General features: G+C 59.7%; 7 protein-coding genes. 2 read left to right on the forward strand and 5 right to left on the reverse strand.

Annotated elements, in window-relative coordinates:
* Nucleotides 1–1,048: DUF3418 domain-containing protein (locus tag WAW39_RS25220; RefSeq protein WP_422321927.1), on the forward strand; the 1,048-nt coding region annotated here is incomplete at its 5' end.
* 3 nt (nucleotides 1,049–1,051) lie between these two features.
* Here WAW39_RS25220 and WAW39_RS25225 read toward each other — a convergent pair.
* Entirely contained in the window at nucleotides 1,052–1,354 is a 303-nt protein-coding gene (locus WAW39_RS25225) for a hypothetical protein (RefSeq protein ID WP_422321928.1), read from the reverse strand.
* Between the two features lie 74 nt (nucleotides 1,355–1,428).
* On the opposite strand from WAW39_RS25225, the gene WAW39_RS25230 reads away from it, so the two are divergent.
* Nucleotides 1,429–3,144: an amidohydrolase gene (locus WAW39_RS25230; RefSeq protein WP_422321929.1), complete on the forward strand. Its 1,716-nt coding sequence runs from the start codon at nucleotides 1,429–1,431 to the stop codon at nucleotides 3,142–3,144.
* A gap of 18 nt (nucleotides 3,145–3,162) precedes the next feature.
* On the opposite strand, the gene WAW39_RS25235 is transcribed toward WAW39_RS25230, so the two are convergent.
* From WAW39_RS25235 to WAW39_RS25250, 4 genes are all read right to left on the reverse strand, one after another.
* Complete coding sequence (locus WAW39_RS25235) at nucleotides 3,163–5,985, reverse strand: AAA family ATPase (protein WP_422321930.1); 2,823 nt, start codon at nucleotides 5,983–5,985, stop codon at nucleotides 3,163–3,165.
* Nucleotides 5,986–5,988: 3 nt separating this feature from the next.
* A complete protein-coding gene (gene sbcD, locus WAW39_RS25240) occupies nucleotides 5,989–7,134 on the reverse strand; it encodes an exonuclease subunit SbcD (protein WP_422321931.1) in 1,146 nt (381 codons plus the stop codon).
* Nucleotides 7,135–7,229: 95 nt separating this feature from the next.
* Nucleotides 7,230–7,823 carry a hypothetical protein gene (locus WAW39_RS25245; RefSeq protein WP_422321932.1) on the reverse strand — a complete coding sequence of 198 codons (594 nt, stop codon included), beginning with the start codon at nucleotides 7,821–7,823 and terminating at the stop codon, nucleotides 7,230–7,232.
* Nucleotides 7,820–8,492: hypothetical protein (locus WAW39_RS25250; protein WP_422321933.1), on the reverse strand; the 673-nt coding region annotated here is incomplete at its 5' end. The genes WAW39_RS25245 and WAW39_RS25250, both read right to left, overlap by 4 nt.

The following is an 8,492-nucleotide window of genomic DNA, read 5'->3' on the forward strand; positions in this document are numbered from 1 at the left end:
CCGCTATCGCATCCAGGTGCGCGCCGAAGACTGGCCGCCGCAAAGCCTGCCCGCGCATTTGCAGCCGCGCGTTGAAGTGCTCGATCCGAAGAAGAACAACACCGTCATCGCCTCCAGTCGCGACCTCGACACCATCCGCACCAGCATGCAGAAGCAGGACCCGCGCTCCGACGCCTGGGACAAGCTGCTGCCACGTGTCGAACGCTTCGCCCTCAAATCCTGGTCCTTCGGCGATCTCCCTGAAACCATCGTCGTTGAAGAACTCAACGGCACCCCCATCCTCGGTTACCTCGGCCTCGTCTTGCGCGAGGGAGAGATCGACGTCCGCCTCTTCCGCACCTCCGCCGAAGCCGCACGCACCACCCCCGCCGCCGTTCGCCAACTCGCCGAGAACACCTTGAGCAAAGACCTCGCGTGGCTCCCCAAAGAACTCCGCAGCATCGGCGGCGCCTCCGCCAAACCGCAGCAGCCCGCCAGCTTCCAAGCCGCGCTCACTCAGCTCAATACTCCCTCTGCCGCACCCGCATCCAATCTCTCCCAGCAGGCACACGAGCACATCCTCGCCTACATGCTGCGCCTGCTGCCCACCTTCCCGCTCACCGAAGAGCGCTTCTTCAAACTTTGCGAAACCGTTCGTCGCGATCTCCCTGCCGTCACCCATCGCGTGAAGACCCTCTTCACCCAGATCCACGACCTACGCGCCAAGCTCCTCGCGCAGCCCAAACGCTACCCCGGCCTCGAACAGGACCTCGCCCGACTCATTCCCGCCGATCTCCTCGCCTCCACACCGCACGAGCAGCTTCAGCATCTCCCGCGTTATTTGAAAGCCATCCAGATCCGCAACGAGCGCTGCCTCGCCAATCCCGCCAAGGACATCGAAAAATACAACCTCATCGCCGACTTCGAAGGCTGGCAGTCCCACGTCCCTAAATCCCAGCACGAAACCTTCCGCTGGATGATGGAAGAATACCGCGTCCAAGTCTTCGCACAGGAACTCGGCACCGCCCAACCGGTGAGCGTGAAGCGCCTGCAGGCCATGTGGGTGTAGCGTTTACGCGCCGCGCTTCCGCACCTCTTTGCAGCGGCGGTCATAAGTCCTGACATCCCCCGCCTCAGAAACTGTAAAGTTGCCGCCCGACACACTGCGAACCGTGACACCAATGGCGCTCAGGCTGCCCAGTCGTTCACAGTCCTGGTCATAGGTGCGGATCCATCCGCCTTCCACCGTGACAAAGAAGTCGGAGGTATATCCAGCCAGCTCCACCCGGTTGTTGGGCATGCGCCCGACACATTCGCTGTTTTCATCATAAACCCAGATCTGGGATTCTTTGTTCTCGATATTTGAAATGGCCATGGGGTGCCACCAACCAAGCACGGGCCCACCGTTCAGAGAAGAACAAACTGGCTTTTCATGACGTTGATATGCCGATGAAACTCGCTGTTCTGTTTACCGCCCTGGCATCTGCCTCTCTTCACGCCGCACCCGCCCTGATCCTCCACCACGGCAAGGTCATCACCGTCGATAAAAATTTCCGCATCGCCGAGGCCATCGCAATCAATGCGGACGGGCGCATCACAGCCGTTGGCTCGAACGATGAAATCCTCGCCACAAAAGGAGCTGACAGTCAGGTGATTGATCTAGCCGGTAAAACGGTTCTGCCCGGCCTCATGGATTCCCATGTCCACCCCGGCGCGGCGATGACGGAGTTCGATCACGAAATTCCCACCATGGAAACCATCGCCAACGTGCTCGCCTACCTGAGTGATCGCGTCAAAGTCTGCAAGCCGGGAGATCTCATCAGCGTCCGTCAGATCTTCATCACACGCCTCGATGAAAAACGCTACCCCACCCGCGCAGAGCTCGACCGCATCGCGCCCAACAACCCTGTCGTCTTTTCCACCGGCCCGGATTCCATGCTCAACAGCCTCGCGCTCAAGCTCGGCGGTTACAGCCGTGACTACAAGGTGCCAGCAGGCAGCGCTGGCAAAATGGAGGTGGATTCCAATGGGGAACCCACCGGCCTGCTCCGCAGTCTCAGCCACAACGTCAAAGCGTCCACATCGGCCAAATCTGCCACAGCAGAGGACACCTATCGCCGCACCGTTGAATTGTTTCATGACTACAACTCCGTCGGCCTCACCACCGTGGCCGACCGCGATTCCAGCCTCAAGCAGTGTGAGCTGTATCAAAAGATGCTCACCAAAGGCGATCTCACCGTGCGCATGCGCCCCTCGCCTGGCATTCCCAGCATGAGCCTCTGGCCCGCCTGCGAAAAAGCCATCGAAGAAGTCATCCAGCATCCGCTGACCAAAGAGGACCCCATGCTGCAAATCATCGGCACCAAGGTCTACCTCGATGGCGGCATGCTCACCGGCAGCGCCTGGATGATCGAACCCTGGGGCCTCAGCGAAGCCTACGGCATCAACGATCCTCAATATCGTGGCGTGCAAAAAATCACGCCTGAACGCCTCAAACAGCTCGTCGAAAAAGTCACCGCCTCCGGCCTGCAATTCACCGCGCACAGCGTCGGCGATGCCGCCGTGCAGCTCCTCATCGACACCTACGAAACCGTCGATGCCCAAAGCCCCGGCAGCGTCCGCGCCGCACGCAGCAGCGTCACCCACTGCAACTTCATGCACCCGGACTCCATCGCCAAAGCCGCCAAACTTGGCGTCTGCATCGACCTCCAGCCCATCTGGCTCCACATGGACGGCCGCACTCTCATGGGCCACTTCGGCGAGTCACGCATGGCGCGCTTCCAACCTTTGCGCGCCTGCTTCGATCAAAAAGTCATCGTCGGCGGAGGCAGCGATCACATGCAGAAAATCGGTTCCTTCCGCAGCATCAATCCCTACAACCCCTGGCTCGGCATGTGGACCTCCATCACCCGCAAAGCCCGCAAACTCGACAAGCCTGTGCACATCGAAAACGCACTCACTCGCGAAGAAGCCCTGCGCCTCTACACCAGCAACAACGCCTTTCTCCTCAAGGCCGAGAAAAACACCGGCAGCCTCGAACCCGGCAAGCTCGCCGACATCATCCTCGTAGATCGCGACCCCCTGACCTGCCCCATCGACGACCTCGTACAAACTCAGGTCCTCAAGACCTGGCTCGGCGGCAAAGTCGTTTTCGAAAAGAAGTGACTCGAAAACGTTGCGTTCTCACGCCACCACCTCAATCCGGCTCGTTCCACCCGCGCCGCGCACCACGCGCACCTGCGTGGTGAGTCGGTCCTTGAGCAGTTCCACATGCGAGATCAAACCGATCGTCTTCCCGCGTGATCGCAGATTCTCCAGTGCACTCAGCGCCACCTCCAGCGTCTCGGAATCCAGCGTGCCAAAGCCTTCATCAATAAACAGCGAATCGATCGGGTGATGCCTGCTCGCTAGTTCGCTCAAGCCCAGCGCTAGCGCCAGACTCGCCAGGAAACTCTCGCCTCCAGATAAACTTTCCATCGGCCGGTCCACATTCGCCTGATACAGATCCACGATACGGAGATCCAGTTCATCGCCCTCCGCCGCCATGAGTCGGTAGCGCTCTGCCAACGATTTCAAATGCTCGTTCGCCAGACCGATGAGCTGGCGCAGCGTGAGCGATTGCGCGAAGCGCGAAAACTTCGCGCCATCGGCCGATCCGATCAGCTCCTTCAATCGCCCCCAGCGCAGCGCTTCGGCCTCCGCCGCCTGTAGTTCAGCACCACCAGACTCTCGCCGCTTCCGTGCCTCATCATCATTGCGGATCTGCTCCCCTAGCGAGCCAAGTTCCGTGCGCTTGATTGCAAACGCATCGTTCAATCGCTTCGCGTTCGCTTCCATCTCGCTCAGGGCCACTGCGTCCGGCACACTCTGACCTGCGAACGGCTGCCGACGCACTTCAAGCTGTTCCAGCTTTGCCATTGCTGCTGCGCTCTGCGTTTGCAGCGCGTTCAGCCTTGCCTCCGCCTCATGCCAGCCTTTCTCCGCCGTCGTGACATGGCCCTCATGCTGCTGACGATCTTCACTGAGTGTCTTGCCGCCGAGCAACTCATTCAACTGCGCCTTCAACGCATCCGCCTTCGCCCGCAGCGTCACGCCTTCCGCTTTCAATTCATCGAGGCGCTTCGTCTTCGCCGCCTGCTCCTGTTGCGCGAGCTGGATGTCGCTTTCAATCTTCTGCCGCTCACTGCGCTTCTGCACCGACTCATCTCGTTTCTTCGCAAACAACGCGGCACGCTGTTCCAGCGCACCGATTTCACGCTCAGCCTCCTGAGGTGAGGCCAGGCCGGTTGGTTGCGCACCCGAGACATTGCTCTGAACCACACCGCGCTTCTGCTCCTCCTCAGTACTCCACTGCTCCAATACTTCATCTGTCGGCGCCTCCAGCTCACTCACGCGTTTCCTGATCTCCGCGATGCGCTTGTTCTCCGCCACCACCTCCGCTTCGTTTTTCGCCAGTTCACGCTCCAGCATCACGAGCTCACGATTCGATTTCTCATGCTGTTGTTCGAGGCCCTTGAGCAGCTTCCGAGCAGCTTGAAGCTGCGATTCAAAATTCGTTTCCGCCCTCGCAAACGGATGCTCCAGCGCCCCGCAAAGCGGGCACGTCTCGCCCGGTTTCAAATCCTGCCGATGCTCGTCAAAACCCGCCACCTGCTCGGCATGTCTTGTCAGCTCCCGCTGCGCTTCGAGCGCTTTCGCGAGCCGCTCCATCTCTGCACGATCCGTCTTCGCATTTGCGGTCCTTTCGGCACCTTGTTTGACCAAAGCCGCCGCAGCTGACTCCACTTTGGCTAAGTTCTGCTGGAGTGCCAGCGCCTCTGCATGGCGCTTCCGGCCTTCTGAGAGCTTTTCAAACACGCCACGCCATTCGCGCACGGCCACGCGCAGCTTTGGCAAAGTCTCCCCGAGTTCTGCGTCGCCGGCGTGTTGTTTGAGCCACGCTTCAAGGGCCTGCGTCTCATCAGCATGTGCCGCGAGCGCCTTCTCGGCGGCTTCGCGTCGTGCCGCTGCCTCCTTTTGTTCCTTCGCCCACGTTTGATACATCGCACGGCTCTCGCCGAGTTGCTTTTCAAACTGCTCGCTCTGCGCCGCCATGCCCGCTGCTTGCTCCCACATCGGTTCGCGTTTCGCACGTTGCTGCTTCGCTTCTTCAGCTGCGGCTCTCGCGTTGGAAACCTCAATACTCAGTCCAGCCTGCGATTGCTGCAGCGCTTGATGCGATGCGGCGAGCTTCGCGATTTCAGCCACGATGACTGCATGCTCGCGCTGGTCACGCAGTTGCTGGGCTGCCGCTTGACTCTCGGTCTGGAGTCGTGCGGCATAGGTTTGGGCCTCGGCGAGACTGCCTTCCAGATGGGCGCGGCCAGCATCGTCCAGCACCGTCACCGAGCCGAGGCGCTCCTTCAACGTTCGTGCAGTTTCATCCTTCGCCTTGTGGGTTTCAAAGGCCAGGACCGACAGATCGCTGTAAATCTCGGTGCCTGTGATCTTCTCCAGCAGTTCCGCACGCTCGTTCGGCTTCGCTTTCAGAAACGCCGCAAACTGCCCCTGCGCCAGCAGCACCGAGCGTAAAAATCGATGCACATCCAGTCCGGTCTTTTCCTCAATGATTCGATCCATCTCAGCCGCCTTCTCGGCCAGGATCTCTCCGGTTGTCGCATTCGCCAGACGTCGCTCCACGGGTTGCAGTTTTCCATCCGCCTTGCCGCGTGCACGTCGCAGCCGCCAGATGGCGCGCAGCGTTTCACCGCCCGTTTCAAAATCCACTTCGGCCAGACATTCCGCCGTGTGCCGGCTCATCATCTCATCCGCCCGGTCATTGCCATAACGCGCCGCCCGGCCATACAGCGCCAGCGTCATCGCATCCAGCAAAGTCGATTTTCCCGCGCCCGTTGGCCCCGTGATCAAAAACACCCCCGCCGCACTCAGCGGAACCGCATCAAACCGCACCTCATGCGTCCCGCTGAGCGAGTTGAGATTCTGAAGTCGAACGGCTAGGAGGCGCATGAATTAGGCAGTGATTTTTTGTTCCCGCAGCGCCAGCAATTCCTCAAACACCGCACTCAATTCCTCACCCTCAATCTGCTTTTCCTTCAGCAGTTCGCGGAAAACCTCACGTGGCTGAAGTTCGCTGAGAGCAGGGCCGGTATGCTCCCAGGTAGAGGCCAGACTCAGAGGCAGGTCCGCAAGAACTTTCAAGACTTCGAAGCGAGCACCAGCAGCTTCGCGGATCAGCCGGTCAAGGTCAGGCTCCGGGGCATCAAGTTTCACCGTGATCTCCGCCCAGCTTGCCGCGGCAACCTTTTCCAAGTCAGCAGCCAGTGTGGCACGACTGACACTGACACGGGTCAGCAGCCGGGTGGCTGGGATCGAAAGCGTCTCGATTTTCATCCCCTCGGTATCGAGCACAACGACCGATTTTCTGTCCGCAGCTTCAGAGAAGCTAAGCGCCACGGGGGAGCCGCTGTACCTCACATGTTCAAGCCCCGCGACCCGCTGCGGTTTATGCAAGTGACCCAGCGCGGTATAACCAAAGCCCTCAAACACATCCGCGCCCACAGCGCCTAGATTGCCGATGTGGATGTCACGCTCGCTGTCGCTGGTACTCGCGCCGAGCACCGTGAGATGCCCCATCGCGATGATGGGGCGTTTGCCCGCCAGCGCACGGCATGAGCCAAGCTGCGCGGCATAGTGATCACGAATGGCGGCACGCACCTGGCTTTGTACATCCGTCATCGCCTCACCCACGGCGGCCTGCCTCAGATCGCGTTCTCGCAGGAAAGGCACGGCAGCGACGACGGCCTCGCCGAGATCCACGATGTTCTCACCCGCATGGCCAAAGACATGCACCTCGAAGCGCTTCAGCAGTTCACGCGGCGCATTGAGATGCGAGGCGGAGTCATGATTGCCGCCGGTGATGACGGCTTTCACCGTGCGCAAATCGGCAAGGCGTTTGAGGAAGTCGAAATACAAGGCCACAGCATCCTGCGGCGGATTGGCTGCATCAAAGACATCCCCGCTTAGCAGCAGCGTGTCGATCTTCTCGGTGCGCAGTGTCTCGATGAGCCAGTCAAGAAAGGCGGCATGCTCCGGCAGGCGGTCACGCTCGACGAGTCGGGCGCCGAGATGCCAGTCAGCCGTGTGGAGGATGCGCATGCAGTTGAATAGAAAGGGTGCCTGCTCCTGCAAGCACCGTCATCATCAAGCAGGCCGAATGAGGGCTCTGCTCGTGGACATATCCAAAGCAGGGCTCAGTTCCGATTCAGAAGTTTCCGCACTTCGTCTTCAGAGTACGCGCTCTTTTTACCTTCACCCCGGTCATTGTAGTTTTCGATGATCTTCGGTGCCTTGCCAAAGCTTTTGGAGCGCGTCAGGGCGGACCCGGTTTTGAATTGATTGTCTGCCCCGCTGAACAGGCTGTCGCCTTCGCGGGCCTTCTGGTTGCCAAGGCGGGATTCGCCTGCTTTGAAGCTGTTGTTCTTGCTGAGGGCCTGCTTCTCTCCCAGCGCGTAGGTCATGTCGAACTTTGCCTTTGATTTGCCGTAAACGCTCTGGCTTGTCTTGAACTCCTTCTGTCCGGAAAACGAATTGTTTCCGCCGAAGTTTTTAGAGTGATGCGTCTGCTTTTGAAAATACGAACCTGCGCTGCCTTTGGAAAGCTTGGGATCAGTCATGTATTTTTCATACTGGCTGCGCTTGGTCATATCCACTCCTGAAGTGGTGCGCTGCAGCAGCTTCTGCTCTGATGGATCCACCTTTTTCTTTTTCGTAGTGGTCTTGGTGGAGCACTGGCACAGGACAACGCCTGCGCCGAGGCAGATCAGAAGTCGCAGGGTTGCATTCATGGCTGAGTGGTGGTTTTGGCGGTCGTCTGCCGTGTGAGGAACAGGATCTCCTGTTTCACACCTCCTGGCAGGCGGAACTTCGGCAGCTCCGTTTCGATGTTCGTTAGTCTGCCCCAGCTTTGGTAGAGTTCAAAGATCAGTTTTGCCGACTCGGCCGGCATCGTCCAGTTCATGCGCATCAGAAAAATCTCCGCCGCTTCAAATTCCTTCTGACGAATCAGGAAGCGTGCCTGTGCGGCAAACAGCTCCGGCTGCAGCGCGGCGGTGTCTTCCAGCCGCTGCAGCGCCGCCCCCAGTAGCTCATGTGCGAGTTCAGCATGGCCGGTGTCCTCAAAAGCCTGCGCCCATTGGATGGTTTGCGCTCCGCCGGGAAAGGTCAGCCGCAGCGTTTCACTAAAAAGTTCCTTCACCGCAGTCTCATCGTGCAGGGCATGCGCCACACGCACGGCCAGCGGCAGCTTGCGTCCCTGCTCACGGAATGTCGGAATGCTGGCCACGATTTCGCAGGCGTCCCAGGCCCAGGCCGCACGGCCTGCCTTGAGCATTTCTTCAGCAGCCATCTCGATGCAAATCCGGTCTTTCTCCTCCACCTTCTGCCAGGCGCTGATGAAGTCCTCATGCGCTTCCTGTGGCAGTCCCGCCGTGAAGGCGCTCAGCGCCAGCGCGGCC

The sequence above is a fragment of the Prosthecobacter sp. genome, assembly GCF_049294395.1.
GTDB lineage: Bacteria > Verrucomicrobiota > Verrucomicrobiia > Verrucomicrobiales > Verrucomicrobiaceae > Prosthecobacter.